Annotated in this window: 25 protein-coding genes and 1 pseudogene; 7 read left to right on the forward strand and 19 right to left on the reverse strand. The window is 69.3% G+C overall.

Annotated elements, in window-relative coordinates; all coding sequences use genetic code 11:
• Nucleotides 1–97: 97 nt before the first annotated feature.
• Nucleotides 98–1,033 (forward strand): hypothetical protein, encoded by a 936-nt coding sequence (locus AB4Z18_RS17435; RefSeq protein WP_441784029.1) that lies wholly within the window; start codon nucleotides 98–100, stop codon nucleotides 1,031–1,033.
• A complete protein-coding gene (locus AB4Z18_RS17440; RefSeq protein WP_441784030.1) occupies nucleotides 1,030–1,491 on the forward strand; it encodes a hypothetical protein in 462 nt (153 codons plus the stop codon). Before AB4Z18_RS17435 ends, AB4Z18_RS17440 begins: the two co-directional genes overlap by 4 nt.
• A 79-nt stretch (nucleotides 1,492–1,570) precedes the next feature.
• Here the strand turns inward: AB4Z18_RS17440 and AB4Z18_RS17445 are convergent, their stop codons facing one another.
• The 6 genes from AB4Z18_RS17445 to AB4Z18_RS17470 all read right to left on the reverse strand — a co-directional run bounded on the left by AB4Z18_RS17445 (nucleotide 1,571) and on the right by AB4Z18_RS17470 (nucleotide 8,040).
• Complete coding sequence (locus AB4Z18_RS17445) at nucleotides 1,571–3,253, reverse strand: amino acid permease (RefSeq protein WP_441784031.1); 1,683 nt, start codon at nucleotides 3,251–3,253, stop codon at nucleotides 1,571–1,573.
• Nucleotides 3,254–3,313: 60 nt separating this feature from the next.
• A complete protein-coding gene (locus AB4Z18_RS17450) occupies nucleotides 3,314–4,750 on the reverse strand; it encodes a glutamate decarboxylase (RefSeq protein ID WP_441784032.1) in 1,437 nt (478 codons plus the stop codon).
• 150 nt (nucleotides 4,751–4,900) lie between these two features.
• Complete coding sequence (locus AB4Z18_RS17455; RefSeq protein WP_441784033.1) at nucleotides 4,901–5,275, reverse strand: META domain-containing protein; 375 nt, start codon at nucleotides 5,273–5,275, stop codon at nucleotides 4,901–4,903.
• 78 nt (nucleotides 5,276–5,353) lie between these two features.
• A complete protein-coding gene (locus tag AB4Z18_RS17460; RefSeq protein WP_441784034.1) occupies nucleotides 5,354–6,040 on the reverse strand; it encodes an esterase/lipase family protein in 687 nt (228 codons plus the stop codon).
• On the reverse strand, nucleotides 6,037–6,798 hold the full coding sequence (locus AB4Z18_RS17465) for an alpha/beta fold hydrolase (RefSeq protein ID WP_441784035.1): 762 nt from the start codon (nucleotides 6,796–6,798) through the stop codon (nucleotides 6,037–6,039). The genes AB4Z18_RS17460 and AB4Z18_RS17465 overlap by 4 nt, the downstream gene beginning before the upstream one ends.
• A 27-nt stretch (nucleotides 6,799–6,825) precedes the next feature.
• Nucleotides 6,826–8,040 carry a zinc-dependent alcohol dehydrogenase gene (locus AB4Z18_RS17470; protein WP_441784036.1) on the reverse strand — a complete coding sequence of 405 codons (1,215 nt, stop codon included), beginning with the start codon at nucleotides 8,038–8,040 and terminating at the stop codon, nucleotides 6,826–6,828.
• A gap of 186 nt (nucleotides 8,041–8,226) precedes the next feature.
• On the opposite strand from AB4Z18_RS17470, the gene AB4Z18_RS17475 reads away from it, so the two are divergent.
• From AB4Z18_RS17475 to AB4Z18_RS17490, 4 genes are read left to right on the forward strand one after another with little or no spacing between them, the layout of a single operon-like run.
• Nucleotides 8,227–8,634 (forward strand): ChaB family protein, encoded by a 408-nt coding sequence (locus tag AB4Z18_RS17475; RefSeq protein WP_441784037.1) that lies wholly within the window; start codon nucleotides 8,227–8,229, stop codon nucleotides 8,632–8,634.
• Entirely contained in the window at nucleotides 8,631–8,804 is a 174-nt protein-coding gene (locus tag AB4Z18_RS17480; RefSeq protein WP_441784038.1) for a hypothetical protein, read from the forward strand. The genes AB4Z18_RS17475 and AB4Z18_RS17480 overlap by 4 nt, the downstream gene beginning before the upstream one ends.
• Before the next feature lie 54 nt (nucleotides 8,805–8,858).
• Nucleotides 8,859–9,794 carry a helix-turn-helix transcriptional regulator gene (locus tag AB4Z18_RS17485; protein WP_441784039.1) on the forward strand — a complete coding sequence of 312 codons (936 nt, stop codon included), beginning with the start codon at nucleotides 8,859–8,861 and terminating at the stop codon, nucleotides 9,792–9,794.
• Between the two features lie 43 nt (nucleotides 9,795–9,837).
• Nucleotides 9,838–11,310 carry an aminotransferase class I/II-fold pyridoxal phosphate-dependent enzyme gene (locus tag AB4Z18_RS17490; protein ID WP_441784040.1) on the forward strand — a complete coding sequence of 491 codons (1,473 nt, stop codon included), beginning with the start codon at nucleotides 9,838–9,840 and terminating at the stop codon, nucleotides 11,308–11,310.
• Between the two features lie 3 nt (nucleotides 11,311–11,313).
• On the opposite strand, the gene AB4Z18_RS17495 is transcribed toward AB4Z18_RS17490, so the two are convergent.
• From AB4Z18_RS17495 to AB4Z18_RS17530, 8 genes are all read right to left on the reverse strand, one after another.
• Nucleotides 11,314–12,195, reverse strand: coding sequence for a manganese catalase family protein (locus tag AB4Z18_RS17495; protein ID WP_441784041.1), 882 nt, complete (start codon nucleotides 12,193–12,195; stop codon nucleotides 11,314–11,316).
• A 125-nt stretch (nucleotides 12,196–12,320) separates the two neighbouring features.
• Nucleotides 12,321–13,469 (reverse strand): MFS transporter, encoded by a 1,149-nt coding sequence (locus AB4Z18_RS17500; RefSeq protein WP_441784042.1) that lies wholly within the window; start codon nucleotides 13,467–13,469, stop codon nucleotides 12,321–12,323.
• Nucleotides 13,470–13,473: 4 nt separating this feature from the next.
• Nucleotides 13,474–14,310, reverse strand: a complete 837-nt coding sequence (locus AB4Z18_RS17505; RefSeq protein WP_441784043.1) for a carbohydrate ABC transporter permease — start codon at nucleotides 14,308–14,310, stop codon at nucleotides 13,474–13,476.
• On the reverse strand, nucleotides 14,304–15,302 hold the full coding sequence (locus AB4Z18_RS17510) for a carbohydrate ABC transporter permease (protein WP_441784044.1): 999 nt from the start codon (nucleotides 15,300–15,302) through the stop codon (nucleotides 14,304–14,306). The genes AB4Z18_RS17505 and AB4Z18_RS17510 overlap by 7 nt, the downstream gene beginning before the upstream one ends.
• Nucleotides 15,299–16,624 (reverse strand): ABC transporter substrate-binding protein, encoded by a 1,326-nt coding sequence (locus AB4Z18_RS17515; RefSeq protein ID WP_441784045.1) that lies wholly within the window; start codon nucleotides 16,622–16,624, stop codon nucleotides 15,299–15,301. The genes AB4Z18_RS17510 and AB4Z18_RS17515 overlap by 4 nt, the downstream gene beginning before the upstream one ends.
• 264 nt (nucleotides 16,625–16,888) lie before the next feature.
• The gene (locus tag AB4Z18_RS17520) at nucleotides 16,889–17,986 is read right to left on the reverse strand and encodes a LacI family DNA-binding transcriptional regulator (RefSeq protein ID WP_441784046.1); all 1,098 of its coding nucleotides are present in this window, start codon (nucleotides 17,984–17,986) and stop codon (nucleotides 16,889–16,891) included.
• A 35-nt stretch (nucleotides 17,987–18,021) separates the two neighbouring features.
• Complete coding sequence (locus tag AB4Z18_RS17525; protein WP_441784047.1) at nucleotides 18,022–18,945, reverse strand: PfkB family carbohydrate kinase; 924 nt, start codon at nucleotides 18,943–18,945, stop codon at nucleotides 18,022–18,024.
• 10 nt (nucleotides 18,946–18,955) lie between these two features.
• Nucleotides 18,956–19,957: an SIS domain-containing protein gene (locus AB4Z18_RS17530; RefSeq protein ID WP_441784048.1), complete on the reverse strand. Its 1,002-nt coding sequence runs from the start codon at nucleotides 19,955–19,957 to the stop codon at nucleotides 18,956–18,958.
• A gap of 185 nt (nucleotides 19,958–20,142) precedes the next feature.
• Here AB4Z18_RS17530 and AB4Z18_RS17535 point away from each other — a divergent pair.
• A pseudogene (locus tag AB4Z18_RS17535) lies at nucleotides 20,143–21,040 on the forward strand (glucose 1-dehydrogenase).
• Nucleotides 21,041–21,052: 12 nt separating this feature from the next.
• Here the strand turns inward: AB4Z18_RS17535 and AB4Z18_RS17540 are convergent.
• The 5 genes from AB4Z18_RS17540 to AB4Z18_RS17560 are packed head-to-tail and all read right to left on the reverse strand — an operon-like array spanning nucleotide 21,053 to nucleotide 26,465.
• Nucleotides 21,053–22,219 carry a molybdopterin molybdotransferase MoeA gene (locus tag AB4Z18_RS17540; RefSeq protein ID WP_441784049.1) on the reverse strand — a complete coding sequence of 389 codons (1,167 nt, stop codon included), beginning with the start codon at nucleotides 22,217–22,219 and terminating at the stop codon, nucleotides 21,053–21,055.
• On the reverse strand, nucleotides 22,216–23,094 hold the full coding sequence (locus tag AB4Z18_RS17545; protein ID WP_441784050.1) for a DUF6457 domain-containing protein: 879 nt from the start codon (nucleotides 23,092–23,094) through the stop codon (nucleotides 22,216–22,218). Before AB4Z18_RS17545 ends, AB4Z18_RS17540 begins: the two co-directional genes overlap by 4 nt.
• Complete coding sequence (locus tag AB4Z18_RS17550) at nucleotides 23,091–23,627, reverse strand: HPP family protein (protein WP_441784051.1); 537 nt, start codon at nucleotides 23,625–23,627, stop codon at nucleotides 23,091–23,093. Before AB4Z18_RS17550 ends, AB4Z18_RS17545 begins: the two co-directional genes overlap by 4 nt.
• A 7-nt stretch (nucleotides 23,628–23,634) precedes the next feature.
• Nucleotides 23,635–24,096 carry a hypothetical protein gene (locus AB4Z18_RS17555; RefSeq protein ID WP_441784052.1) on the reverse strand — a complete coding sequence of 154 codons (462 nt, stop codon included), beginning with the start codon at nucleotides 24,094–24,096 and terminating at the stop codon, nucleotides 23,635–23,637.
• Nucleotides 24,093–26,465 carry a molybdopterin oxidoreductase family protein gene (locus AB4Z18_RS17560; RefSeq protein ID WP_441784053.1) on the reverse strand — a complete coding sequence of 791 codons (2,373 nt, stop codon included), beginning with the start codon at nucleotides 26,463–26,465 and terminating at the stop codon, nucleotides 24,093–24,095. The genes AB4Z18_RS17555 and AB4Z18_RS17560 overlap by 4 nt, the downstream gene beginning before the upstream one ends.
• Between the last annotated feature and the right edge of the window lie 233 nt (nucleotides 26,466–26,698).

Genomic DNA, 26,698 nt, shown 5'->3' on the forward strand with positions numbered 1-26,698 from the left:
TGACAACGGGGTCGACCTGTTCGCGCCGTTTCGGGGGATGTGAGGGCCGGTGGAGGACTTCACGGAAGAAGACCCGGGCCGGGGTAGCCCGGAGGCCATGGATGCGCTGACCGCGCAGCTGCGCAAAGACCAGACCACGCTGGAACACGCGCACACCGTCGTACGGAAGTCCGCGCACACCATCCGGGAGCACTGGCACGGTAGGGCCGGGGAAGCAGCCGCCGCGACCCATGATGCGCTCCTGGCAAGCATCATCGCCAAACACCAAGCCGCCGCCAGTGCGCTCCTCGCCTGTCAGGCGTACCGAGACAGCCACGAGGAAGTCCAGGACCAGGCCCGGATCTGGGTGAACCAGCTCGACGCGGCCCGGCAGACCCTCGACGCGGCGGCCAACATGATCAAAGGCCCCAAGACCGCCCCCGGTATGGAGGAGATGATCGCGATAGCGGCGCGAAGCAGAACAGCCGCCCTCCTAGAGGAAGCGGAAGCCCTCACCAAACTCCAGGCGCTCTACGAGACCCGGGTCGAAGCGCAAACCCGGTTCGGCACCGCGATCACCGACATCACCCACGAAACACACGGCTCCGGAATCAGAGCACGCGCCGTTGACAATCCGCGCCCCAACGGGCCGCCCCGTCACACGCAGGGACCCAACGACGCAGATCTGAAAGCCACCCGCGACATGATTCAGCGGGCCAACGACTCCGTGTGGAAGATGGCAGCAGCATGGGTCACCGGCAAGGGGCCGCGCGAGTTCGACTGGGACGAAAGTGACGCCTTCACTCAAGTTTTCAAACGCAGCGCCAGTGCGGCCCGAGCAAAGGCCTCCATTCAGAAGTTGGTCCTCGAGGGAAAATATCACTCGGACAAGGAAGGTTATGACGCGCAACCCGAAGACCTACCCCGCGACCTGGTGACGATCCTCAACAGGGGCGACGTTGGCAACCTGCCGAAATTCATCCAGGACGTGTTCGGCGGATACCAGCCGATACGACAGGACATCACCTGGACAGAAACCGTCCGAATTCCGTGATGATGGCGCTGCGACATTCGAGCAAGGAAAACCCGATCTGGCTGCTATGGCTGATTCTGGGCATCACCTTCGCCTTCATCGCATGGGCGATCGGCGATTGGTTCTGGATGCAACGCCCGATCCAGTTCACGGAACGGGACGTGTACGGCACCTGGGTGAGCGATCGCCCCCATCCAACAACGCTCGAGTTCAAGCACGGCGATGTCTTGGTTATCAGCGGTGCCCCACTTCCTCAGTCGCCTGATGACAAAAACCATCCGCTGAGTGGTGAGTGCGAGTGGTCGTTCTTCCCGGATACGAGTCAGCCCAGCATTTTCGTTGAAGGGACCTACAACACGTCGCTCTACGCAGAGAACGGATGGTTCTCCACGGACCTGGTTCTCTTCATCGGTGACCCAGACTCGCCCGGAAGTCGTGTCGTCTTCAGGCACACGGCAAGCCCTGGCAACCAACCGTGAGCCACTAAACCGGCTCCTCGACGACCTGGCCGCGGGCCACTACTTCAGCCGCGCGGCCGCCTGATCGTCCTCGGCCCCGTCACGCCGGGCCCGGGGCGGTGCCCGGCGGGGCGGGCGCGGCCGGCGGGACCGGCGGAACCGGTTGGGCGGGATCGGCCACTCCGGCGGATCCCGTCGGCGCACCGGGCGCAGGGGTCGTCGGCGGGTTCACCAGCACGTCGTCGAACGTCGCCTTCTCGGCCGCCGTGCGCTGGTCCCAGCCTGGCCTCCGGGCCGCGTAGAAGATCAGCGGCGGGACGCCGAGGAAGATGACGACCACCCCCACCAGCACCGGATACGCCCAGCCAGGAGCCCCCGCCCCGAAGCCTGACGGAGGTACGAAGCCGAGGGCGAAGGCCGCCAGGCAGGCGAGGAATCCGATCGTCGCGATGAGTCCCATCGCCGGCGTCCGGTAGGTGCGCACGACGTGCGCGTGGGTGCGGCGCAACCGCATCGCCGACGCGAACATCAGCATGTACATGATCAGGTAGAGCGCCGCCGCCATGTCGACGAGCAGGATGAACGCCGTGTTGATGTTGGGCACGAAGATGAACAGCGAGGCGAGCAGCGTGACGACGATGCCCTGCACGTTCAGGATGCCGATCTGCACGCCCGCCTTGTTCCGCTTCTGCAGGAACACCGGGAGGTAGCCGGAGCGGGCGGCAGCGAGCAGGCCTCGCGAGGGACCGGCGATCCAGGTGACGACAGAGGCGAAGGCACCGAGCGCGATCAGCAGCGAGATGATGGGCGTCGCCCACGCCATCCCCCACGCGTCGAAGAACGTCTTGAACGCCAGGTTGATGCCGGTGGTGAGACCCAGCTGGGAGGACGGCACCGCCACAGCGATGGCGATCGTCGGGAAGATGAAGATGCAGAGAATCAGGATGGACGAGATCAGCACCGTCTTCGGATAGCCGCTTCCGGGGCTCTTCAAGTCGTTCGCATGCACCGCATTCACCTCCATGCCCGCGTAGGCGAGCACGTTGGAGACGATCAGCACGATGGACGCGATCCCGGTGAACGGCGGGATGATCGCCGAGGCCGTCAGCGGCGTCTCGCTCGTATGGCCGGTCGTGAGCCAGATGATCCCGAAGAGGATCAGCAGCACGCCGGGGAAGATCGTGCCGGCCAGACCCGACCACGAACCCACCTTGGCGAACAGGTTGCCTCCGCGCAGCGTGATGAAGGTCGAGAACCAGTAGATGACGAGGATGACGACCGCCGTGTAGAAGCCGGAATTCGCCAGGTTGGGGTCGAGGAACACGAAGGCCAGCGAGGCCGCGATGAAGGCGATCTGGGTCGGATACCAGACGACGTTCTGCACCCACTGCAGCCAGATCGCCTGGAATCCCCAGCGTTCGCCGAACGCCATCCGCACCCAGGTGAACACGCCGCCCTTCCAGCCGGTCGCGAGCTCGGCGGCGACAAGCGCCACCGGGATCAGGAAGAAGATGGCCGGGATGATGAACAGCGTCACCGAGCCCAGCCCGTAACCGGCCATGGCGGGCAGGCTGCGCAGCGAGGCGACGGCCACGACCGTCAGCATCGCCAGCTGGCTGATGCTCATGAACTTCGACGCCGTCGTCCCCGGCGCGCCGATGGCCGGCTTGTGCGGCACCTTCGCGAAGGGATGCGGCTTCACGTGATCCGGACTGGGCGCAGGCGTGCCATCCGCTCGCGTCGGCTGCCCGGCGGCCGGGCCGGGCTCGCTTGTTGCGGTCATGATCTACTCCCGCTGGTCAGAGGGCGCAGCGCGCCCATTGGTCGATCGCCGAACCGGCGGTCAGTGGGTGAAAGAGGCGGCCATGCCTTCGGTCGGCATCGGGCTCTCCAGCCGGTCGAGGTAGTCGACGGCCTCCTGGATGTCGAGCACGAGCGACTCGGCGAGGTTGCGGCTGAGGCCGTTGCGCACGACGATCCGCTGCACGGTCAGGTCGGTCAGGTTGTCCGGCATCGGGTAGGCGGGGATCAGCCAGCCCTTCAGACGCAGCCGCTCCGACAAGTGGTAGAGCGTCCACTTGTCGGTGTGGTCCTTCTTCAGCTGCCAGGCGAAGACGGGGATGTCGGAGCCGTCGTTCCACAGCTCGAACGCAGGCATCTTCGCGATCTCCCCCGAGAGGTAGAGCGCGACATCCTGCGACGCCTTCTGCACGCGGTAGTAGCCGTCGAATCCGAGCCGGAGGAACAGGTAGTACTGCAGCAGCACCTGCGCGCCGGGCCTCGAGAAGTTCAGCGCGAAGCTGGGCATGTGGCCGCCGAGGTAGGTGACGTCGAAGACGAGGTCCGCCGGCAGGTCCTCGACGGTGCGCCACACCACCCAGCCGAGACCCGGGTAGACGAGACCGTACTTGTGAGCGGAGGTGCTGATCGAGACGACGCGGTCGACACGGAAGTCCCACGCCAGCTGAGGCTGGAGGAACGGCGCGATCATCCCGCCGGACGCACCGTCGACATGGATCTTGATGTCGAGCCCGGTGTCCTGCTGGATGCGGTCGAGCGCTTCGGAGATCTGCGCGACGGGTTCGTACATCCCGGTGTAGGTCACGCCCATGATCGCGACCACGCCGATGGTGTTCTCGTCGACGTACTTCTCGAGCTCGAAGCCGTCGAGCACCTTGTGCTCGTCCGAGATCGGAACGTAGCGGGCCTCGACATCCCAGTAGTTGCAGAACTTCTCCCAGCAGACCTGCACGGCGCTGGAGAGCACCAGGTTCGGCTTGTCGGTCGGCTTGCCCTCGGCCCTGCGGGCCTGCTGCCAGCGGCGCTTCAGGGCGAGGCCGCCGAGCATGCACGCCTCGGAGGAGCCGATGGTGGAGGTGCCGATCGCCTTCTCCCGGTCGGGCGCGTTCCACAGACCCGCCACCATCTTCCAGCAGCGCGTCTCGATCGCAGCCGTCTGCGGGTACTCGTCCTTGTCGATCATGTTCTTGTCGGCGGATTCGGCGTACAGCCGCGACGCGTAGTCGTCCATCCAGGTACCGACGAACGTGGCCAGGTTGAGACGCGCGTTCCCGTCGAGCATCGACTCGTCGTGCACGATCTGGTACGCCGTCTCGGGCAGCGACTCGCCGTCCGGAATGCGGTCGAGCGGGAGGTCGGTGTCCTCGCCCGGGCGGGCGAAGATCGGGTTGAGCTGGGTCCGGTCGGTGATGCCGGTGTACGCGGTGGCGGGCTGCTGTGCGGCGGTGGCCCGCTCCTTCCGCGATTCTGCAAGTGTCATTCGCTTCGCTCCTCGGACGGCGCGAGCACACGCTCGCGCAGTGGACGTTCCCTGAACCGGACCGCCCGGCCGTACCGTGGTCGGGCGTGGCAGGGCCAAAGTAACGAGGGCTCTCCGAGCCGCGATAGACAGTTCCGGAAAAGAGTGGCGTCAGGAACCGGAGCGTTTCAGCGTGCCGATGGTGGAGCCGCCGTCGTCGAGCACGGTCATCGTGCTCCCGTTGACGTTGCCGGTCGCGGCCTTGCTCAGCCAGGTGTCGACGTTCTCACAGGCCATCAACGTCGAGGAGATGGCACCGAAGGTGATCTCGTCCCCGTCGATGAGCCCCTTGCCGCTCAGGGTGTTGCAGCCGTCGGAGCCGGCGAAGGTGCCGTCGTTCTGGATGTCGAGGTTCGGCTGCCCGGACGACGTCGAACCCCATCGGCCCACCACGGCCTGGCCGCTCGGGGTGCCGGCGCAGCCGGCCAGCATCAGGACGACGGCAGCAGCGACCGCCATCCCGCGAATGCGTCGGTTCAGCAGCATGATCCCTCCCGCTCTCGGTGGAAGGGTAGCGTCGTGCCCGCGAACCGCGACAGGGGCCAGTTGGGGCCGGCCGCCGGGTCAGTCCGTCGTCGCCAGCACCTCGTCGACGATCGCGAGCAGTTCCGGCCGGGCGAGAATGCGGAAGTGCCCGCCGACGTCCAGCTCGATGTTCCGGGCTCCCTCGAGCCTGCTCCCGGCGGGGACGTGCGGATCGAACCATCCCCAGACCGAGACGATCTGGGCGTTGACCGCACGGCTGAGCGCCAGCCGGAGCAGGCCGGGAGCCGTCGGCATCAGCGCGCGCACGCTCGGGAGAGGGATGAAGCGGGCGAGCGACGACCCGCCGAACGGCGTCGCGACCGTCACGGCGGCGCGGATGCGCGGACCGGAGTCCGGCATCCCCATCAGGTACTTGGCGACCAGGCCGCCTTTACTGTGCGCGACGATGACCACGTCACTGAGGTCCTGCTCCTGAAGGTGCCGGGCGACGAGCGTAGCGGCCTCGGGAACCGACATCCGGTTGTCCTCCAGCGCCGTGACGACGTGCACCGGGTGGCCGCCCGAGTGGATGTGCTGTGCGAGCGGGCGCAGGAAGCGCCACGTCTCGAAGATGCCCGGCAGCAGCACCACGGGCGCCAGGTGCCCTGAGCCCGCCACCAGCGCGTCCGGGGTTCCACGGTCGAGAAAGGCTCGCAGTTGGTGGCGGCCCGCGTAGAGGTAGTCCAGCGCGAGGACGCCCACTCGACGCAGCACGGTGCGTCTCATCGGCGGACCCCGGCCAATTGGGAGATCAGAGCGGCGGTGCGCCAGGGCGCGCCGTGCATGACGAGGTGGGCCACCGACGGGACGACGGCCACGCGGCCGCCAGAGCGGCGCCCGAGCTCGGCCACCCAGTCGTCGCGGGCGATGGGATCGCGCGCGCCGCGCACGACGAGCGTCGGTACGGTCACGGCCTCGAGTTCGCGCTCCGTCTCGAAGCCGAGCATCGCGGGGAGGGTCGCCAGGTACCAGCGGAGGCCGGCGTGCAAGTAGTCGGCGACCACGATGCGGTTGCCGCGCGCATCCTCGCGGAGGATGTCGAGGCCCAGCAGCACGGCGGCCTTGAGGGCATTGCGGTCTTGTGGCGCCATCACCGGTCCGAGCAACGCGACCGCGCTCACCAGGTCGGGCCGCCGGCCGGCCAGACTCACGGCGATCTGCGTCCCCATCGAGTGGCCGACGACGATCGCCGCCGTGATACCGAGGCCGTCCATCGCCTGCGCGACGGCGTCGGCGAAGTCATCGATGGACAGCGCGGGCCACCGTCGGCGCGGCTTGGCCTTTCCGAACCCGGGGAGGTCGACGGCGACGACCCGGCCGTGCTCGGCGAGCGCCGGAACCAGCCGTTCGAAGTAGCGCGAACTCACGCCTATCCCGTGCACCAGCACGAAGACCGGGCCGTCGGCGTCCACTGCACCGACGGGCTCGCGGTCGACCGTGACCAGCGCGGTTGGCGGATGCGGAGACGCGCTTCGGTCGGTCACCCCTTCACGCTACCCGTACGCTCCCTTTCACGCCGACGGCTCGAGCACCGTCTTGAGCCACCCCTCCTCCCGACGGTCGAAGCTCTCGTAGGCCTCGACGGCATCCACCACACCGACCTCTTGCGTGATGAAGCGGGTCGGATCGAACAGCCCGGCGGCCACCAGGTCGATCAAGGGCGGCGTCACAGCGCGGTGGTTGCAGTTGCCCATCTTCACGGTCAGGTTCTTGTTCATCGCCGCGCCGATCGGATAGTGCGTGAGCTGCGGCGAGTAGACGCCGATGATGCCGATCCGGCCGGCCTTGGCGACCGACTCCACGGCCCACTGCGACACGAGCGTCGGGGCATCGCCGGGCACCCACAGGTCGCCCTGACTGTTCGTCTCGGGCGCCACCTGCTGCTGCGCCTCCTCGAACTCCGACGCCTGCTCTTCGGCCTCCGCCGCGGCCGGCCCGCTCTTGGGGCGCTGCGCGTCGATCCCGACGGCGTCGATCACCGCATCCACGCCCGCTCCACGGGTGAGCTCGAGGATGACATCGACCGGAGCCTCGGCGTTGAAGTCGATGATCTCGGCGTTCTGCTCGAGCGCCTGGGCGAGCCGTGTCTGGATGCCGTCGACGGCGAACACCCGCCCGGCGCCCTGGCGGAAGGCGGACGCGATCGCCAGCTGACCCACGATGCCCGCGCCGAACACCGCGACGGTGTCGCCGCGCTTGACGCCGGCCAGTTCGGCACCGAACCAGGCGGTGGGGAAGATGTCGGAGAGCAGGATGGCCTGCTCGTCGCTGACCGCCTCCGGAAGCGGAATCAGCGTGTGCTCGGCCCATGGGATGCGGGCGTACTGAGCCTGGAGGCCGTTCACCGGACCGGTCTGCTCAGGGCCGCCGAAGAAGGACGTGCCGGCCGCCGGACCGTTGGGGTTCGCGACATCGCACTGAGCCGTGTTCCCGGCGCGGCACTGCGGGCACACCCCGCAGGAGATCGTCGAGCACACGATGACACGGTCGCCCGGGGAGAACCCGCGGACGGCATCCCCCACCTCCTCCACGACGCCGATCGCCTCGTGCCCGAGTACCGTGCCCGGCTTCATCCCGGACATCGTGCCCCGGATCATATGCAGGTCGGTGCCGCAGATCGCGCTCGTCGTGATGCGCACGATCGCATCCGTCGGTTCCTGGATCGTCGGGTCGGGAACGTCGTCCATCCTGATGTCGCCCACCCCGTGCCACACGATCGCCTTCATGCTGTCTCCTCCCTGGTCCGTCTGTTCGTCCCTGTTGGCCCGTACTCGGGCCCCGTCGTCCCTTCAGACTGGCGCGACGGTACGCGCCGCGGGGGCGGCCCGGGGAGACGGTTGAAAACCCCGATGAAGGGGGTAGCTGTGGAGAAGTACTAGCCCGAACCGGATCGGAAGGAGTACCACAGGATCATGCCCGCATCACAGGAGCTGCCCTCCACTCTGGAGCGTTCGGAGAAGCACGCGCAGAACCTCTGGTCGAAGGCGCACGACTCCGCCGTCGAAGAGTACGGCGAGGGCGAGCGCGCTCACCGCACGGCGTTCGCCGCCCTGAAGAACGAGTACGAGAAGATCGGCGACCACTGGGAGCGGAAGTCCAAGAACGGACCTTCCGACCGCAAGGCGGCAGGCGGCCGCGACACGAAAGCGTCGACGCAAGAAGGCGTCGACGCCAACGCCTCCAAGGCGCACTTGCTGGATGTCGCCAAGCGTCTCGACATCTCCGGCCGCACCCGGATGAACAAGGACGAACTGGTCGACGAGATCAAAAAAGCCAACCGCCGCGAGACGTCCGCGCAGCGGAAGAAAGGTAAATCGTGAGCGACGTTCTGGCTTTCATCGGGTGCTTCGTCCTCTTCCTGCTCGGGCTCTTCCTGCTCGGTCTGGCGGACACCCTCCCGGGCTGGCAGGGGCTGGTCTTCTTCGCCGGCATCGTCTGCATCGCGCTCTCGTTCGGCATACCGGTCGGGGTGCTCGGCCACGCCGACTGAGTAGCAGCCGGGAATCCCTTCCTGCCGCGGGAGAAGCGGGGGTACCGTCGAACGATGGCTGATTTCACCCGCCTGCGCAGCCAGACCTCCGATCCCGCTGAAGCAGACGCCCTGCTCGCCGCATCCGGCGGCCACTTCGCGTTCGCCTCCGAACCCGACGCAGGGTTCTCGTTCGACGGCGACGTGGCGACCGACGAGTCGTTCTCGGTCGCCCACTATGCGATCGGCGGCGAGTGGGAGACCTCCGGCGACTTCGACGACCTGGTGATCGTGAACGTCACCTCGGGTCGGTACCGCTGGGACATCGACGGTCAGCAGGGTGTCGGCACGCGCTCGCCGTTCCTCGTGCGACCGGGCCACGACTTCTCCTGCTATGCCGAAGGTATCGACGTCGTCAACATCTTCCTGTCACCTGACGCTCTGCGGGATGTGGCACGCACCGCGTACGGCGACGAGGACTTGGCGGTCGTGTTCGACTCCCCGGAGACCATCAGCGCGTCGCACTCGGAGCACATGCTGAACGCTGCCACCGCCGCGGCCGAGTACATGCAGGCTGGTACCTTCCGGCATCCGCTGGTGCGCGCCAGCCTCTTCCACTCCCTGTCGATGGCGGCCCTGCAGTGCTTCCCCCTGAGCGCGGACCCGCAGGAGCGCACACTGTCGCCCGCCGGGCAGCTCGAGAAATTCCGCCGAGCAGCCGGGTTCATCGAGGATCACGCGTCTCTGCCCATCACGGTCGTCGACATCGCGGGAGCTGCAGGCGCCACCCTGGCGCAGTTGAACGCGGCGTTCCGCGTCCACTCGGGCACGACGGCGCGCGGCTACCTTCAGCGCGTGCGACTCTCGGCCGCCCACACGGAGCTACGGGTCTCCGACCCGACGACCGACCTCGCCGAGGTGGCCGCCCGCTGGGGTTTCGCAGACCTCGACCGGTTCTCGCGGCGCTACCGCGATCAGTACGGCGAGTCCCCCTCCATTCAGGCATCCTGACAAGACCCTCCCGCTCGTCGCTGAGCCGGTGTACCGAAGAGGTATGGATCACACTCGGGCTCCCATCCTGGATGCATTGGCCGACTACCACCGCCTCGACCGCTACGGCTTCACCCCGCCCGGCCACCGGCAGGGTCGCGGCGCCGACGAGCGGGTGACCGCCGTGCTCGGCGGGGCGCTCCGCGAGGACGTGCTCTCAACGGCGGGCCTCGACGACAGGAAGTCCTCCAACGGCTACCTCTCGACGGCCGAGGAGCTCATGGCGGACGCCGTCGGCGCGGACCAGGCCTTCTTCTCGACCTGCGGCAGCTCGCTGTCGGTGAAGGCGTCCATCCTGGCCGTCACACGCGGCGAGGGCGAGCTGATCATCGGTCGGGACGCGCACAAGTCCGTCGTCGCCGGCCTCGTCCTCTCCGGCCTGCAGCCGCGGTGGGTGCCGACGCGCTACGACGAGGAGCAGCACATCGCGCATCCGCCGGGCCCGGAGGAGTTCGAGCGGATGTGGCAGCGCTATCCCGACGCCTCCGCCGCCCTGGTCACAAGCCCGACCCCGTACGGCACCTGCGCCGACCTGCAGGCGATCGTCGAGGTGTGCCACTCGCGCGGCAAGCCGGTGATCGTCGACGAGGCCTGGGGCGCGCACCTGCCGTTCCACAACGACCTGCCGACCTGGGCGATGGATGCGGGAGCCGACATCTGCGTCGTCAGCGTCCACAAGATGGGCATCGGTTTCGAGCAGGGGTCCGTCTACCACCTGCAGGGTTCACTGGTGGACCCGGTCCGTCTCTCCCAGTGCGCCGACGTGCTCGCGACCACGAGCGCCAACGTCCTGCTGTATGCGGCGATCGACGGGTGGCGGCGGCAGATGGTGCAGCACGGAACGCAGTTGCTCGGCGACACACTCGCGCTCACGGCCCGCACGCGGGAGGCGATCGAGCGCATCCCGGGCCTGCATGTTCTGCGCGACGAACTGCTCGCGGAGGAGGCCTCGCACGACTTCGACCCGATGCACGTGCTCATCGATGTGAGCGAGTTCGGCGTCTCCGGCTACCAGGTCGCCGACTGGCTGCGTGCCGAGCACCGGATCGACGTGGGCATCAACGACCACCGCCGCATCGAGGCGACCCTCTCCATCGCCGACGACGAGGAGACGACGGGTCGGCTCCTCGACGCTCTCAGGCAGTTGCCGGACGTGGCCGAGCGGATGCCGGAGCCGTCGCCCGTCGCGCTGCCTTCCGCGAAGGACCTGCAGCCGGTCATGGCCTCGCTGCCGCGCGACGCCTTCTTCGGACCCGTCGAGGCGGTTCCTGCTGAGGAGGCGGCCGGTCGCGTCGCCGCCGAGCAGGTGACGCCGTACCCGCCCGGCATCCCGGCCATCCTGCCCGGCGAGATCATCAACCAGGCGGTCATCGACTACCTGCAGAGCGGGCTGGAGGCGGGGATGGTCATCCCCGATGCGGCAGACCCGAGCCTCGAGACGTTCCGAGTGGCTCGGAGCCTGCCGCACGAGGGCTGACGATCACTCCTTGTTGAGCTTGTCCTGAACCGCTCCGGCGACCTTCTCGACGGTGTTCGGCAGCTCGGTGGTGCCGTAGAACCGCGAGTCGGGATGCGTGGGCGGCGGCATCGGGACCGTCGCCTGCGGGCCGTCGAGGTAGGTGAACTCGCCCTTGCCGTCGGGCGTCGGGCCGCTCGCCCACCGGCCTTCTGCTGCGGCGGGGCCGTCCGAGAAGTTGATGTACTCGTAGGCCACGTCGCGGTCCTCCTTGCTGAGCGGGAAGTTGCTCGGGACCGGGAGGTCCTCCGTCCCTTCCTCCCGCAACTCGGCGGCCGCGGCGATCCACTGGTTCTGGTGCATGGTGTCGCGGGCCAGCAGGAACGAGAGCAGGTCACGAACGCCCGCGTCGTCGGTCATGTGGTACAGCCGGGCGACCTGGAGGCGGCCCTGCATCTCCGCGTTGGCGTTGGCGGTGAAGTCGGCCAGCAGGTTGCCGCTCGCGGTGATGAAGCTGCCCTGCCACGGGTTGCCGTTGCTGTCGACGGGACGGGCGCCGGCGCCCGCGACGATGGCGTGCTGCACGTCCGTGCCCCCGACGACCGCCGCGACGACCGGGTCGTCCTGGACGGCGTCCTCGGTGATCCCGAGCGGCGACTTCTCGAGCAGCTGGGCGATCATGACGGCCAGCATCTCGACGTGCCCGAACTCCTCAGCCCCGATGCCGTAGAGGAGGTCGCGGTACTTGCCCGGGATGTGCGCGTTCCAGGCCTGGAAGCCGTACTGCATCGCGACGGTGATCTCGCCGTACTGACCGCCGAGCACCTCCTGAAGTTTGCGGGCGTAGACGGCATCCGGCTTGTCCGGCTTTGCGGTGTGCTGCATCTCCTGACGGTGGAAGAACATACGAGTGTCCCCTTTCTGGTGATTTCCTCCAGAGGTACGCGCAACACCCGCGCAACCCAGCCGTTGACAGTTCGGCGGCGACGGCGATTAATGGCACCCGCGTGGTCCGGGCGGCTTCGCTCTCTTCAGGCGCGGGGGCGGAGGCCGGGCGTGAGGGGCAGGAGGGCGGCGACGACCGAGGCGGCGGTCGCCGCGACGAACGGGCCGGCGGGGCCCAGCGCGTCGCCGAGCACCCCGGCGACGGCCGTACCGGCTGCGCCCCCCACCAGGCCGGCCGTGTTGAGCCAGCCGAACGCTTCCGGCGTCGACGACTCGGGGAGAGCACCCGAGACCATGGCATAGAGCGCCGCGAGGGAGGGCGCGAAGCCCAGCCCCGAGAGGAACAGCACACCGTAGAGCAGCGGGATGCCCGGCACGAGCCCCGCGGCCGCCGTCGCGACGGCCACGCCGCCGAGTACGGCGGCGAGCCCCTTCGGACCGATGCGCCGGTGCCCGAACGCGATGCCGCCGATCAGCGAACCGAGGCTCGACACGGCGATGGCGAGACCGGCGAGCACCCCGTGACCGTCGAACCGCGCGACCAGCGCGATCTCCAGAGCGGCGAACGACGCGATGAGGGCGAAGCTGGATGCTGCGGCCAGCCGCACAGCGCGGGTGAGCAGCACGGTGCCCGGCCGGGACTCGCTGCGCGGCAGCCGGACGCCCGCGATGTGCGGGGTCAGCAGGAACCAGACGGTCCCGCCCAGGGTGACGGCGGCGGCGAGCACGAGCGGTGCCTGCGTCGACACGGTGCCGCTGAGCAGCGTCGCGGCGACCGGCCCCGTGATCCAGATCAGCTCCTGCGCCGACGTATCGAGGGCGAACAGGGCCGGTACCGCCCGACGCGGCACCAGCCGCGGGTACAGCGCGCGGACGACCGGCATCAGCGGCGGGACGGAGGCGCCGATCACAACCCCCAGCACGATGAGCAGCGCGGGCTCCGACGGGCCGAACGCGAGCAGCAGCATCCCGGTCGCGTTCAGCACGGCTGCGGCCAGCACCGGCGGGCGGATGCCCAGCACGCCGACCGAGCGGCTCACCAGCGGCATGGCCACAGCCTCGCCGACGCTCACGCTGGCGACCACGAGCCCCGCGAGGGCGTACGACCCGGTCGCGTGCCGGACGTGCAGCAGCACGGCCAGCGACAGCATCCCGAGCGGGAAGCGCGCCACCAGCTGCGAGACCGTGACCCGCAGGACGCCGGGGACGCGGACGAGCTCCAGGTACGTCCGCACCCCGCTACTTGCCAACGCCGCCGGCGAGTCCGCGCACGAAATAGCGCTGGCACACGAAGAACAGGATCACCATCGGGAGCGCGGCCATCACCATCCCGGCGAAGACGACCGGATACTGCGTGCCGTTCTTCGACATCATGTCGGCGAGGCCCACCGGCAGGGTCTGGACGCCCGTTCCGCTGGTGAAGATCATCGCGAACAGGTACTCGTTCCAGTTCTGCAGCACGTTCAGCACGATGGTCGTCGCAACGATCGGCATGCTCATCGGCAGGATGATGCGCCAGAACGTCGCCGCCCGCGAGGCGCCGTCGATCGACGCGGCCTCATCCACTTCCCGCGGCAGGTCGAGCATGTACGCCCGCATCAGGAAGACGGTGAACGGGATGCGGAACGCCGTGTACAGGATCAGCAGCCCGAAGAAGGTGTCGTACAGCCCCCAGGCCTGGAAGAGCTTCACCAGCGGGATCAGCGCGACGGTCGGCGCGAGCATCAGCCCGGCGAGCACGATCACAGTGAAGGTGCGGTTCAGTGGGATGTTCACCCGCGTCAGGCCGTAGGCCGCCCACGCGCTGATCAGCTCGGTGATGAGCGTCGCGATGACGGTGAGCGAGACGCTGGTGAGGACGAAGTCGCCGACGCCCTGACGCCAGGCGCTCGCGAAGTTGCGCCACAGCCACTCGGTGGGCAGCGCGAACGGGTTGCCGAACAGCTCCGCGTTGGTCTTCAGGGCGTTCGTCACCATCCACAGCAGCGGGTACAGGACGATGACGGCCAGGGCCACCAGGAGCGTCCAGACGAGGGCGGCGCGGACGCCGCGGCCGAGACGGGCGAGGACTACCATTCCACTCTCCTCTTGCGCGAGTAGGCCAGCTGGGCGGCGGCCAGCAGCAGGGTGATGACGAAGATGGCGACGCCGATCGCGGCCGCCGAGCCGAAGTCGTTGGTGACGAAACCGGCGTGGTACAGCCACGTGCCGAGCACCTGGCTGGAATTGTTGGGGCCCCCGCTGGTCATCACCATGACCTCGTTGAAGACCTGGAAGGCCCCCGAGATCGTGACGATCATCATCAGGCCGGTCATCTCCCGCACCAGCGGCAGCGACACCTGAAAGAACCGGCGGACCGGCCCCACGCCATCGAGGTTCGCCGCCTCGTACAGCTCCTGCGGGATGCGCTGCAGCGCCACCGAGAAGAGCAGGACGCTGTAGCCGAAGCCCTGCCACTGGCTCATCGCGATGATCGCGAAGATCGCCGTGCCCTCGTGGCCCAGCCACGCCTGCGAGAACTGCCCGAGCCCGACGTTGTCGAGGAAGACGTTCAGCATCCCGGTCTGCGGCTGGTAGATGAAGTAGAACAGGAGGCCCGCGACGGTCAGCGAGATCGCCGAGGGGATGAAGTAGATCGCCCGGAACGCCTTGCGCCAGCGCTCGTTGCGCACGCTCTCGACGATCGCGGCCAGCACCAGAGCGCCGAAGACCTGGAACACGATCGACAGGGCGGCGTACCAGGTGTTGTTGCCGAGGGCCCGCCAGAACACGGGATCCTGAGCCAGGTCGGCGTAGTTGTCTCCGCCGACGAAGGTCTGCTCGCCGCTGTAGATGTTCCACTTCAGGAAGCTGAAGACGATGTTCTGCAGCAGCGGCCAGTAGACGAAGACCGCCAGGACGGCCAGCGCCGGGATCAGCCAGACGAGGCCCCGCCAGCGAGTGACGCCGCGCTGCGCCGCGCGCGGGGACGCGTCGCCGGGAGCTGCGGCCGTGCGGCCGCGCCCGGATCCCTTGGTGGGGATCGGACGCGGCCCCACGGGGGCCTGAGGCGCCTGGGTGGTAGTCATTTCGCCTTCTCGGACGCCTGTCGCACGGCCTTCAGAGCCGCCTCAGGGGTGAGGCTGCCGGAGACGAGACCCTCGGACACGGAGACCCACGCGTCGCCGACAGACGGGACGTTGGCCATGTCGAGCCAGACGACCGTGGACTTCGCGTCGTTGACCAGCTTGGTGCCCTCGGCGACGGCCGGCGTCGCGATCTGGTCGGTCACCACATCCTTCACCGCGCTCGGCTGGCCGTACGGCGGGGAGGAGAGCGTCGTCGCGTTCTTCTTGTTCATGACGAACTTCATGAAGTCGAGGGCGAGAGCGGCGTTCTTGCTCTTCTTGTTGATCATGTAGCCCTCGGGAGCCGCCTCCAGCGTGGAAGTGTCGCCCTTCGCTCCCTCGGCGGCCGGGAGCGGGAAGATCCCGAAGCCGTCCTTGCTGAGCTGGCTGTCCTTCGTGTTGACGGAGTCGAACTCGATGAGCTCCTGGTAGTACATGGCGGCCTTGCCTGTCGCCTGCTGCTGCTGAGCCGTCGTGTAGGTGACGCCGTTGGAGTTCCCGGCGTCTCCGGTGCACTCGGTGACCAGCTGCTGGAACTGCTTCATGCCCTTCAAGTAGCCCTCGTCGGTGTACTTCGCCGTCTTCGGCAGCAGGTCGGCCTGGAGGGTCTTCTGGGGAACGTCGTACGCGAAGAGCTGTCCGAGGTAGTGGAGGCCCGGCCAGCCGTCCTTGTTGCCGAAGGCGACGGGCACGTAGCCGGCGGCCTTGATGGTCGAGCAGTCGGAGATCAGGTCGTCGAGGCTCTTCGGCACATCGAGGCCGAGGTCGGCGAAGATCTTCTTGTTGTAGCCCATGAACTTGCCGTCGACGTACTGCGGGATGCCGTAGTACTTGCCGTCGTACTTGAAGGCGTTGAGCGATCCCTCGCCGAAGGTGTCGCCCCAGGTCGTGCCGGGCGCGATGACGGAGCTGAGGTCGACGGCGAGGCCGTTGGCGGCGAAGTTCTCGCCCCAGTTGCCGGCGTAGCTGAAGTAGATGTCGGGCAGCGACTGCGACCCGATCAGGACCTTCTCCTTGTCCTTGATCGCGTTGTCGTCGGTCTCCTGCGCCAGCGTGATCTTCACGTCGGGGTGGAGCTTCTTGTAGTCCTTCACCAGGTTCTCGAAGTACGAGCCGAGCGGGTCGCCCGCTGCGGCGGTGAGGATGCTGATGCTGCCGGAGTAGTCGGGCTTCGCCGAGATGTCCGCCGATGCGCCGCCGCCGCCGGAGGAGCAGGCAGTGAGCGCGAGCGCCATGACGCCCGCCGCCGCTGCCGTGATGGTCCTGATCTTCTTCACGCTCATCTCCCGTCGTGCGGGTCGTGCGGTGGGGGTGTCCGCTGACCCGTCTTTGGATCGGTTCTGGGCCGCTCCTGCGGCCGGTTGCGATGACTATACGTGATTTTGGTACCGGTATCAACACTGACCAACGAAGGGTGCTCCGTCTGCCGTTCCCTCCGCCGTCTCGTGAGGTGCTCGCAAGTGCGGTCGTGCGCGGCGTGTCGGGCGCAACTGCGAGCACCTCACGAAGGTGAGGGCGGGGGGCGAGACGCGAGGGTGACGGGCGCGCTAGCGGCGGGGCGGGGCCGCGACGGAGTCGCGCTCCACGAAGTCGGCCTCGAGGACATGCGTGGCGACCGGTGCGTCGCTGCCGGCGACCCGCGCGAGCAGGCACTCCGCGGTCAGCTCTCCGAGCTGGTGCATGGGCTGGGCGACGACGGACATGGGCGGAGTCATCACGCTCGCCCACGAGCTGTCGTCGAAGCCGATCAGCGACACGTCCTCCGGGCAGCGCAGCCCGCGCTGCCGCATCGCGCGCAGCGAACCGGTCAGCGCATCCGTCTCGGTCGCGAAGATCGCGGTCGGCGCGTCCGAGAGGGACAGCATCCCGAGCACCGCCCTGGTCGCCTGCGACTCGTTCTTGAGCACGTGCGTCACCAGCGACGTGTCGAACGGGATGTCGGCGAGCTCCAGCGCATCCAGGTACCCGAGCAGACGCTCGCCATCGCTCCACAGGGCGTGGTCGAGGATGCGGCGGAGGTCGTCCGCGTCGGCCGCCGGCTCATTCGTGACCGGCCCCCAGACGAACGCGATGCGCCGGTGGCCGCGCTCGATCAGCGCCGTGACGGCCTGCCGCGACGCCTCGCGGTTGTTGATGACGACCGCGTCCGCCTCCACCGTGTCCACCAGCCGGTCGAGGAGCACCAGCGGGATCTCGCGCTTGGCGACGATGTCGAGGTGCGGCAGCTCGGCCGTGCGGCCCGCGGCCGGCGCCAAGGCGATCCCGTCGACCTGCTTGTCGACGAGCACCTCGATGGCCGCCGCCTCCAGCTGCAGATCCTCGTCGGTGCTCAGCACGAGCACGTCGTAGTCGGCCTTGCGGGCGGCATCGCTGATGCCGCGCAGCACGCCCGCGAAGAACGGGTTGCCGACGTCGGCCAGCACGACGCCGAGCGTCCGCGTCTCGCCGGTGGTCATACTCCGCGCGATCGAGTTCGGGCGGTAGCCGAGCTCCTTCGCGACGGCGAGGATGCGGTCACGCGTCTTCGGGCTGACCGACCCGTAGCCGCCGAGCGTGCGCGCGACCGTGGCGCGGCCGACACCGGCCGCTGCCGCCACCTCGGAGATCGTCGGCGACGGGATGCGGTGGTCGCGTTCCGTGGACATCGCCACCCCTTCCTGATCCGGGGCGGCTCACGCCCTCAGCCCACGTCGCCCGCCGCCACCGGCGGTAGCGAGCCGACCGTCCGTGCCGTCTCGTCGACCGGGCGTCCGTGACCGAACGCCCCCTCGACCGTGCACTGCCGTGCGGCGAACTGCGCCGCACGTCGCATCGACCGGTGCAACGCCGCGCCACCCGGTCGCGCATTCCTGCGCCAGCCGGACCGCAGCAATTCAACCACGAACGCGCTCACGTACGCGTCGCCGCAGCCCATCGTGTCGACGAACGGACCCGGCACGGGGGCCGCGTCCGAGTAGTAGTAGGCGTCGCCGTCGAACAGCACGGCTCCGGCGTCGCCCAGGGTCCCGAGCACGAGGGACGGACCGTGCGACGCGATGCGCCGCAGCTCCGCCCACGTGTCAGTGCGCGACATCCCGCCGAGCGAGACCAGGGCCAGGTCGATCCACGGGCCCACCGCATCCAGGTACTCCCCGGTGCGGTACTCCGGCTCGGACGAGAAGTCGTACGACCGCAGCGTCCGCGTGGCGCTGAGCTTCGGCAGCTCCGGGATGACGCCGGAGTACGCGCTCGAGTGGATGAGCGAGAAGCCCGCCGCGTAGCGCACGTCCTCCTCTCCCAGCACGACCGGATCGCTGAGCGTGACGCCGCCGTGGTTCCAGCCGAGGAACCGTCGCTCGCCGTCGACCGTCTCGATCTCCGTCACGCCGTTCGGGCCAGGGCGCACCGAGGACCGCGAGGTGTCGACCCCGCAGTCCTCGATGGCCTGCCGCACGAAGCGCCCCTGCTCATCGTCGCCGAAGACCCCGAGGTAGGCGGCCTCGGCGCCGAGCTGCCGGGCGAACACCGCGACGTTCACGGCGTTCCCGCCCGGGTATTCGACCCCGCGGTCGACGAACCGGTCGACGATGTTGTCCCCGAGACCGAGGACGCGCACCGTGCTCATCGGTGCCTGCTCAGTACGCCACGACGCGGTAGTAGCGGCGCAGGTCGAGGGAGTGGTCGCGCACCTGGGCGAGGTGCTTGCTGAAGCGGTCGACGACCGCATCCACGACGATCGGCGCCAGGAGGCCGCGGAACTCGTCGCTCACACCCGGGAGCTCGTAGTCCTTGGTGTCGATGACGGTGACGTCGTCGCTGTACTCCTTGGCGAAGGAGATGACGCGGTCGGTGAGCGGCCGGGTCTCATCCTCGCCCGCGAACACGATGATGCTGGTGTCCTTCTCGATGAGCTCCAGCGAGCCGTGGAAGAACTCGGCGGCGTGGACGCGCGTCGTCTTGAGCCACTGCATCTCCTCGAGGATGCACATCGAGTAGAGGTAGGTGAAGCCCCACAGCTGGCCGGCGCCGGTCAGGAAGTGGTAGTCGTTCTCGGCGTGCTTCTCGGCGAACGCCTTGCCGATCGGGTCGGCCTGCTTGGTCACCGCGATCAGCGCCTCCGGGATCGCCTCGAGGTCCTTCACGAGACGGTCATAGCCCTCGAACTCGCCGCGCAGCGAGAGGAGCTTCGCGCCGAAGGTGAGGAACTGCACGTCGAACGGCCACGCCTTGGGCGCCGACAGGAGCACCTCATCCACGGCGGATGCGATCGGGCTGTCGGCCTGACCGGTGAAGCCGATGGTCAGGGCGCCCTTCTCGCGGGCGAACTCGACGCAGTCGAGGATGTCCTCGGTCGTACCGGAGACGGAGGCGAAGATCGCGACCGAGTCGGGGCCGAACTGCGGGTCCGGCGCGAGCACGAACTCCTTGCCGATGACAGCGCGCACCGGGAACGCGGAGCGCGTCTGGAAGAAGCGCTCGTACGGCAGCGCAGCGGCGTAGGTGCCGCCCGCGCCGATGAAGTAGATGTTCTTCCAGCGGCCTGCGCTCACGCGCTCGGCCAGCTCCTCGATCTGCGACCGGAGCGCGACGGTGCTCCGCACCTGCTCCAGGTATTCCTCTTCGTTGAAGCCCAGCATGTGTCTCCCTCCACCGATCCGTTTTGGTACCGGTATCAATCCGTCTCAATGCTGGCACACGCTCCGCCATCGCGCAACATCTCCGACCCCGTCACCCGGAAAGTGTCAGGCGCGGCCCAGTACCCCAGGGGCGGGCGGGATGCATCCCCCTGGACGCGCGCGCGAGGCGTGATTGCGTGAGGGGTATGCCAGAGAACCAGTACACCTTCGACAACCCCGTCGACCGCTATCCGTCCATCTCTCCCGACGAGGAGCAGGTTCCGGAGCCCGGCCTCGAAAGCGACCTCAATCCGGCCGCCGACCTGGGCGAGGACAGCTACGTCGGCACCGGCCGCCTCACCGGACGCAAGGCCATCGTGACCGGCGGCGACTCCGGGATCGGCGCAGCGACCGCCATCGCCTTCGCCCGCGAGGGAGCCGACGTCGCGATCGTCTACCTGCCCGAGGAGGAAGAGGATGCGCAGCGCATCGCCGGGATCATCCGTGACGCCGGCCGCACCGCGGTCACCATCGCGGGCGACCTCAAGGAGCGTGCGTTCAGCGACGAGATCGTCCGCCGCGCCCTCGACGGAGCTCGGTGGGATCGACATCCTGGTGAACAACGCCGGCAAGCAGGTCGCCACCGAGAGTCTCACCGATGTTCCCGACGACCAGTTCGACCACACGATGAAGACGAACGTCTACGCGATGTTCTGGCTGACCCGGGCGGCGCTCCCGCACCTCCCGGCCGGTGCCACGATCATCAACACGACGTCCATCCAGGCGTATCAGCCGGGCGAGCAGCTCGTCGAATACGCGACGACCAAGGCCGCGATCAACGCGTTCACCAAGGCCCTCGCCCAGCAGCTCGCGCCGAAGGGCATCCGCGTGAACGCCGTCGCACCCGGCCCCATCTGGACGCCGCTGCAGGTCAGCAAGGGCCAGCTGCCCGAGGCGATCCCCGAGTTCGGGCAGCAGACCCCGCTCGGGCGCGCAGGTCAGCCGGCCGAGCTCGCCCCCGCGTACGTCTTTCTCGCCTCGCCGGAGTCGAGTTACGTCCTCGGCGAGACTCTCGCGGTGACCGGCGGGATGCCGACGCCGTAACGACCAGACCGCTCAGTCGCAGGCCCAGGGGAGCCGCAACAGCTCCGCCTGGGCCTTGCCGACGAGCGCGAGGTGGGATGCGGACGCGATCCCGCGGAGCATCCCCGACCGCTGGTACGGGACGGCGACGGGTACCCCGTCCACGAGCGCGCAGGCCACCGCCCGCTCGCGGTCGTCGGCCGCGAATCCGGTCGGGGCAGCGCAAGGCGCGAGCTCGGGTGCCGCGCGACCGAGCCGGCCCTGCAGCAGCGGCCAGCCGACCACGAGCAGCGCCACGAGGGCGGCGAGCGGATTGCCCGGCAGCGACAGCACGTGACGGTCGTCATCCAAACGGGCCAGCAGGAGCGAGCCGCCGGGCCGCAGGTCCATCCCGTCGATCAGGATGCGCGCCCCGAGCCGGTCGAGCGCCTCCCGCACCGGGTCGGCCGGGCCGTGTGCTGTTCCGCCTGACGTGACCACGGTCTCGGTGCGGGCACGGCGGATCGCCGCGGCCACCTCGGCGGGGCGATCCAGTGACCGCGCGGTCGTTGCGCAGCGCCCGCCGAGGCCGGCGAGCACCGACGGCATCATCGGGGTCAGGCTGTCGATGAGCTGACCGGGGGCAGGCTCCGCACCGGCGAGTTCGTCCCCGATCGCCACGAAGGTCACGAGCGGCGGCGACGAGACGTCCACGTGCCGCACGCCGGCAGCGCTGACGAGGCCCAGAGCGGGAGGCGTGAGCACCGACCCCGCGGTGAGCAGCACCTCCCCCTGATCCGCCTCTTCGCCCGCCCGCCGGATATCGCGGCCCGGGATCCACGAACCGTGCACATCGAGAAGGTCGGCGCCCTCGTCCGCTGCTGCGCCCTCCACCACGGCGTCCTCCGTGCGAAGCACCGTCAGCGTCCCCGGCGGCACGGGCGCACCGGTGGCGACGGGGCGGGCCTCGCCCGGCACGAGGGGAAGCGCCGGAGGGATGCTGCCCGCGAGCACGGGCTCGCCCACGCGCCACGGGCCGTCGCCGGCAACCGCCCAGCCGTCCATCGCGGAGTTGTCGAAGGGAGGCAGCGGGCGCCCGCAGCGGACGTCCGCCGCGAGGACGAGACCGGCCGCCCGGCCGACCGGCACGGTCAGCACCCGGGTCGGCGTCTCGCGTCCCAGCTGTTCCGCGATCCGCCGCGCCTCCCGCCAGGAGGTCACGACGACCGCCGGTCGATCGCGGCGAGAAGTGCCGCAACGGCCTCCGCCAGGGGTTGGCCACGGCCGACGGCGATCCCGGCGATGAAGGTCGTCAGCGGCGCGGCCGGGCGCGCGATGCCGTGGGCCGCATCCCTGGCCAGATCGAGAACCGCGGCGACATCGCCCGGGTCCAGCCGGGTGCCGACGACAGCGGCGGCCTCGTCGGCCCAGGCGTCGAGTTCGGACGGTTCCATGGCGTGGCTCCTAGGGGGGTCAGCGGGTGGGAGGGTGGTCGCGTCGGGGGCGGGCAGGCCCGCTGCGGAGAGGTCGTCCGGGGTGTCGATGTCGGTCCAGACCGGTCCGGCGACGGCGTGACGGCCGCGGACGACAGCGAGCAGGTCGCGCGCGGACAGCCCGTCGAGCGCGCCGCGCTCCTGCCGCAGTTCGGCCGCACGTCGTTCCAGCGCGGCGAGCGGGGCGCGGGCGAGCAGCCACTGCGGGTGACCGTCGGCGTCGGTGAGGATGCCCTCCTCGATGGCGGTCAGCGCTGCGGTGGCGGCATGCGGATCGGCGAGGTCGGCGGGCAGGATCAGGACGTCGCCGGCGGGCGCGTCCTGCACCGCCGCATCCGATACCAGGGCATCCCGCACCACCGCATCCACCCCCGCAGCGATCGCCGCGCACGGCCCGCCCCAGCGGGGACTCTCCGACACCGCGACCGCGACGCCGGCCGGAACCTCCGCCGCCGTCACGAGCACCACGCGTCCGGCCGCACCCGCGGCATCCACTGTCCGCTCGAGAAGCGTGGCGTCGCCCACCCGGTGGCTGAGCTTGTCCGAGCCGAACCGGCTCGACCGACCTCCGGCGACGACGATCACCGCCGCGACACCCGTCATCCGACCACCCCCGCCGGGCGCTCGCCCAGAGCCCAGTTCACGCCCCACCCGACGATGATCGTGAACGCGATCGCCGCCGCCATCGCCAGTATCCCGGGCGGTGTGGCGATGACGCCCAGGCTGACGATCAGCGTAGTGGCCCCGGCGGGTGGATGCTGCAGCTTCAGCGCATGCAGCACGAACGCCGTGATCGCGACCGAGAGCGCGCCCGCGAGAACGTACCCCACGCTGAGCCCGGCAGACGGCGCCGACGGCTTGCCGTTCATCCCGAACAGGAACAGGCACGCCACCCCGGCGACGATGCCCACGGCGTGGCCGACGGCGGCGTTCACCGGTCGCGAGGATTTATCCGAGGGAGCGCCGAAGATGAGCATGACGGTCGGGCCGAGGCTGGGGAACAACCACGGCGAGCTCAGCAGCAGCCCGATCGCTCCGGAGGCGGCGAGCACGATCAACGAGAGCACAGCGGTGTAGACGCCGGCGCCTGCCTCGCCCGCCCGCTGGGACGCGCGCGACAGCAGTGAAGGCTTCATCGGGTGCTCACCTCGCCGCGATCAGGGCCTGCGGGGCGGCCTGCTTCATCCGGGTCATCAGCCAGCGGAGCTGGACCGAGGTCTCGTGCTCGCAGCCGGAGATCACCTCGAGGAGATGCGCATCCTGCAACGCCTGGGCCGCCTGCTTCACCATCGTCCAGGTGACGTCGGTCAGGCTGGCGAGCAGGTAGAGGTCCTGCAGGTCGCGGAGCAGCCCGAGCGGACCGGAGCGCGCCTCCTCGATGGCGTCCGCGTGCAGGCGCTCCGGCTCATCGTCCGTTCCCGCGGCGCCGAACCGCTCGATCACCGGATCGAGCTTCTCGCGGTGGCTCTCGCACTGCTGCGCGAGCGTGAGGCAGAGGAAGTGGACATCCGGCTCGTCGCCGTGCGCGTCGGCCACCTGCCGGAACGACCGGGCGAGCGTCGACTCCGACTCGGCGAGCAGCGTCAGATAGACCGGGAGCTTCATGACGCGCCTCCCGCCGCATCCAGCTTTCGCACCTGAACAGCGGCCGACTTGAAGACGGGCTGCTTCGAGACGGGATCCCACTCGGTGGCGGTGAGCTCGTTCGCCGCGGTGGGGTGCCGCTCCTCGGCCCCCGGCGGGGCATCCCAGTACCCGTAGTGGAAGGGCGCGAACACCGTGCCGTTGCGCGCCTTGCCGATCCGGACGGGCGCCACCAGTCGCCCGCGCCGCGAGACCACCTCGACGACGTCGCCCTCCGCGACGCCGCGCGACTCCGCGTCGGATGCGGCCAGCTCCACCCAGACGTGTGGGGCGGCATCCTCGAGTTCCGGGCTGCGGCCCGTCTTCGTGCGGGTGTGGAAGTGGTAGACGCTACGGCCGGTCGTCAGCTGCAGCGGGAACTCGTCGTCCGGCGGCTCGTGCGGTCCTGAGTACGGGGCCGACTTGAGCAGCGCCCGACCGTCGGGCCGGAGCGCGCGGAACGCTTCCTCGCCGACGCTCGCGCCCGTGAGGAGGTCGTGGCCGAAGCTCTCGCAGTAGTCGGCGTGCGACGGGAAGTCCGCGTCGGCGTACAGGCGCGTCACGCTCTCCGTCTCGCCCTCCCGGCGTGGCCATTGGATGCCCGACTCGCGTCGCAGGTCGTCGTACGAGATCCCGGTGTAGTCGCACGGCCGGCCGCGCGAGCACTCCTGCCAGGCCCGGTAGACGTCCTCCGGACCCTCCCACTCGATCAGGGGCGCACCGTCGGAGCGCCGGAAGTCCATCCGCTTGGCGTACTCGAGGAAGATGTCGAGGTCGGCCCGCGCCTCCCCCGGCGGCTCCACCGCCTTCTCGGAGAGGTGGACAGTGCGCGTCGCGTTCGTGAAGGTGCCCGTCTTCTCGCCCCAGCCTGCGGCAGGCAGCACCACGTCGGCGAGCTGCGCCGTCTCGGTCAGGTAGAGGTCCTGCACGACGAGGAACAGCTCCGGCTTGGCCAGGATCTCGCGGATGCGCGGCAGCTGCGGCAACGACACCGCCGGGTTCGTCGCCGACACCCACAGGAACGGGATGGAGCCCTGCTCCACGTACCGGAACAGCTGCATCGCGTGCGTCGGCGGCGCCCAGTGCGGGATGACGAGCGGGTCGACGCCCCACAGTTCGGCGAGCTGCTTCACGTGCTCCTCGTTCTCCCAGTTGCGGAAGCCCGGGAGGTCGCCGTCCGCGCCGCACTCGCGGTTGTTCTGCGCGGTGGGCTGCCCGTTCATCTGCAGGATGCCCGCGCCGGGCCGGCCGAGCATCCCGCGCAGCAGGTGCAGGTTGTTGACCTGGCACGCCGACGCGGTCGCCTGCGGCGCCTGGTAGAAGCCCTGCAGCACCGTGGACAGGACGCGCGGCGACTTGGCGAAGATGCGGGCGGCCCGGCGGATGTCGTCCGCCGCCACGCCGCAGACCTCGGCGGCGCGCTCGGGCGTCCACTGCTCCGCCTGCCCCTTCAGCTCGTCGAGGCCGATGGTGTGGGCGGAGACGTAGTCGTCGTCGATCCACCCGTTCTCGATCAGCTCACGCTCGAGGCTCAGCAGGAGGGCGAGGTTGGTTCCGGGGCGGAGTGCCAGGTGCACCTCGGCCTGCTCGGCCGTGGCCGTGCGCCGCGGGTCGATGACGACCAGCCGCGGCGGATTGGGACCGGCGAGCCGGTCGAGCACACGCGCCCAGGTGACGGTCTGGGTGGCGGCGAGGTTGTGCCCCCACAGGAACATCGCGTCGCACTCGTCGATGTCGTCGTAGCATCCCGGCTGGCCGTCGGCGCCGAACGTCTCCTTCAGAGAGGATGCGGCGGTCGCGGTGCAGAGGCGGGTGTTGCCGTCCATGTGCGGGGTGCCGATGCCGGCCTTCCCGATCACGCCGAGCGCGTAGTACTCCTCGAGGAAGAGCTGCCCGGACGTGTAGAAGCCATGACTCAGCGGCCCGATCTCATTCAGCAGTGCGCGACTGCGGTCGACGATCGCGGACATCGCCTCATCCCACGTCGCCTGCACCAGCTCCCCGTCGCGGCGGACGAGCGGATGCGTCAGGCGGTCGCGCCCACGCATCCCCTCCCAGCTGGCGTAGAGGCCCTTCGGTCCGAGCCGGCCGCGGTTGATCGGGTCGTCCGTGCGGCCGCGGATGCCGACCATCCGACCGTCCTTGACCGCGATGTCGCAGCCGCAACCGTTGCTGCAGAGGACGCAGGCGCTGCGCACCCACGCGTCCACATCGCTCTCGCTGAGGCCCTCCTGGAGCATGAGGTCGGGGCGCTCGGGCCACAGGGCGCCCTGTGCGAAGGGGGTCCGGTGGCCCCACACGTCCTGAATACGGGATCGGTCTCCTGCGGACACCGTCGTTGGCTGGTCCATGCAGCCACTGTCGGCTCAGTGCGGCGGCGATTCAATCCCCGGGGGGCATCCTTCGCGCGTTCTCAGGATGCGGGGGTGGGTGCGGTTTGCGGGCGCGTCCTGAATACGGGCCCGGCCACTCGGGTCGTGTCGTGGCGCGTCCTGAATACGGGCCCGGCCCCTCGGGGCCTGTCGTGGCGCGTCCTGAATACGGGCCCGGCCCCTCGGGTCCTGTATTCAGGACTCTGGCGTGT

Origin of the sequence: Leifsonia sp. 2TAF2, from assembly GCF_052115085.1 — a bacterium.
Taxonomy (GTDB): domain Bacteria; phylum Actinomycetota; class Actinomycetes; order Actinomycetales; family Microbacteriaceae; genus Leifsonia.

Excerpts from the sequence above, each read along its gene's own strand:
- AB4Z18_RS17435 (WP_441784029.1), top strand. The coding sequence starts at position 98 with ATGGATGCGCTGACCGCGCAGCTGCGCAAAGACCAGACCACGCTGGAA.
- AB4Z18_RS17445 (WP_441784031.1), bottom strand. The coding sequence starts at position 3,253 with ATGACCGCAACAAGCGAGCCCGGCCCGGCCGCCGGGCAGCCGACGCGA.
- AB4Z18_RS17450 (WP_441784032.1), bottom strand. The coding sequence starts at position 4,750 with ATGACACTTGCAGAATCGCGGAAGGAGCGGGCCACCGCCGCACAGCAG.
- AB4Z18_RS17455 (WP_441784033.1), bottom strand. The coding sequence starts at position 5,275 with ATGCTGCTGAACCGACGCATTCGCGGGATGGCGGTCGCTGCTGCCGTC.
- AB4Z18_RS17460 (WP_441784034.1), bottom strand. The coding sequence starts at position 6,040 with ATGAGACGCACCGTGCTGCGTCGAGTGGGCGTCCTCGCGCTGGACTAC.
- AB4Z18_RS17470 (WP_441784036.1), bottom strand. The coding sequence starts at position 8,040 with ATGAAGGCGATCGTGTGGCACGGGGTGGGCGACATCAGGATGGACGAC.
- AB4Z18_RS17475 (WP_441784037.1), top strand. The coding sequence starts at position 8,227 with ATGCCCGCATCACAGGAGCTGCCCTCCACTCTGGAGCGTTCGGAGAAG.
- AB4Z18_RS17485 (WP_441784039.1), top strand. The coding sequence starts at position 8,859 with ATGGCTGATTTCACCCGCCTGCGCAGCCAGACCTCCGATCCCGCTGAA.
- AB4Z18_RS17490 (WP_441784040.1), top strand. The coding sequence starts at position 9,838 with ATGGATCACACTCGGGCTCCCATCCTGGATGCATTGGCCGACTACCAC.
- AB4Z18_RS17495 (WP_441784041.1), bottom strand. The coding sequence starts at position 12,195 with ATGTTCTTCCACCGTCAGGAGATGCAGCACACCGCAAAGCCGGACAAG.
- AB4Z18_RS17505 (WP_441784043.1), bottom strand. The coding sequence starts at position 14,310 with ATGGTAGTCCTCGCCCGTCTCGGCCGCGGCGTCCGCGCCGCCCTCGTC.
- AB4Z18_RS17510 (WP_441784044.1), bottom strand. The coding sequence starts at position 15,302 with ATGACTACCACCCAGGCGCCTCAGGCCCCCGTGGGGCCGCGTCCGATC.
- AB4Z18_RS17515 (WP_441784045.1), bottom strand. The coding sequence starts at position 16,624 with ATGAGCGTGAAGAAGATCAGGACCATCACGGCAGCGGCGGCGGGCGTC.
- AB4Z18_RS17520 (WP_441784046.1), bottom strand. The coding sequence starts at position 17,986 with ATGTCCACGGAACGCGACCACCGCATCCCGTCGCCGACGATCTCCGAG.
- AB4Z18_RS17525 (WP_441784047.1), bottom strand. The coding sequence starts at position 18,945 with ATGAGCACGGTGCGCGTCCTCGGTCTCGGGGACAACATCGTCGACCGG.
- AB4Z18_RS17530 (WP_441784048.1), bottom strand. The coding sequence starts at position 19,957 with ATGCTGGGCTTCAACGAAGAGGAATACCTGGAGCAGGTGCGGAGCACC.
- AB4Z18_RS17545 (WP_441784050.1), bottom strand. The coding sequence starts at position 23,094 with ATGACGGGTGTCGCGGCGGTGATCGTCGTCGCCGGAGGTCGGTCGAGC.
- AB4Z18_RS17550 (WP_441784051.1), bottom strand. The coding sequence starts at position 23,627 with ATGAAGCCTTCACTGCTGTCGCGCGCGTCCCAGCGGGCGGGCGAGGCA.
- AB4Z18_RS17555 (WP_441784052.1), bottom strand. The coding sequence starts at position 24,096 with ATGAAGCTCCCGGTCTATCTGACGCTGCTCGCCGAGTCGGAGTCGACG.
- AB4Z18_RS17560 (WP_441784053.1), bottom strand. The coding sequence starts at position 26,465 with ATGGACCAGCCAACGACGGTGTCCGCAGGAGACCGATCCCGTATTCAG.